Origin of the sequence: Citrobacter sp. wls613 (assembly GCF_005281195.1) — a bacterium.
GTDB lineage: Bacteria > Pseudomonadota > Gammaproteobacteria > Enterobacterales > Enterobacteriaceae > Citrobacter > Citrobacter gillenii.
The window spans coordinates 1,806-2,592 of the sequence record NZ_SZXN01000060.1; the positions used below are offsets into that span (position 1 = coordinate 1,806).

The window sequence follows — 787 nt, forward strand, 5'->3', positions numbered from 1 at the left end:
TGCGGGTCTGCTGCCAATACTCTGGGGAACCGGTGCAGGTTCAGAAGTCATGAGCCGTATCGCGGCACCCATGATTGGTGGGATGATCACGGCTCCGCTGCTGTCCCTGTTCATTATTCCTGCCGCCTACAAATTAATCTGGCTGCGCAGACATAAAAAAAGCGTGTCCTGAACCTGAAAGGGCACCCCCTGTGGGTGTCCTTCTTTACTGATTCACCCTGACGTCAGGGTTTAAATCGATAATATACAGAGGTGAGTATGAAAAAAGTGGTTCTGATGGCGCTGGCTCTCGGCCTTTCACTGCCCGCGATGGCGAGTGAAAAAGTGATTGATATGTACAAATCTGAAAACTGTGGCTGTTGTTCCCTGTGGGGCAAGGCGATGGAAAAAGACGGGTTTGAAGTACGAACTCACGTCATGAATGATCAGGCGCTGTCAGCCCTGAAAGAAAAGCATGCTATTCCTGCAGGACTGCGAAGTTGTCATACCGCGGTTGCCGGTAATTTGATCATTGAAGGCCATGTGCCTGCGACAACGATACATAAGGCAATGCAGTCTGGTTCAGGTATATACGGTCTCGCCACCCCCGGTATGCCAGCAGGAAGTCCTGGAATGGAGATGGGAGCCCGAAAAGAGGCTTACGATGTTATCGCATTCTCACCGGATGGAAGTAAAAAAGTCTTCCAGCGAATCGAATAGTCAGCGGAACGGCTGATAACGGGACGCCGGCAGCAGGCACTCTTATGCCGGCGGCATTCGTGGTAATCGCATCCATGACATACCCTGA

2 protein-coding genes are annotated in these 787 nt (G+C 51.5%); both read left to right on the forward strand.

Annotated elements, in window-relative coordinates; all coding sequences use genetic code 11:
* Positions 1-49 precede the first annotated feature (49 nt).
* Positions 50-172, forward strand: coding sequence for a cation transporter (locus tag FDX01_RS23815; protein ID WP_246605149.1), 123 nt, complete (start codon positions 50-52; stop codon positions 170-172).
* A gap of 86 nt (positions 173-258) precedes the next feature.
* Positions 259-699, forward strand: a complete 441-nt coding sequence (locus tag FDX01_RS13495) for a DUF411 domain-containing protein (RefSeq protein ID WP_000758228.1) — start codon at positions 259-261, stop codon at positions 697-699.
* Positions 700-787 lie beyond the last annotated feature (88 nt).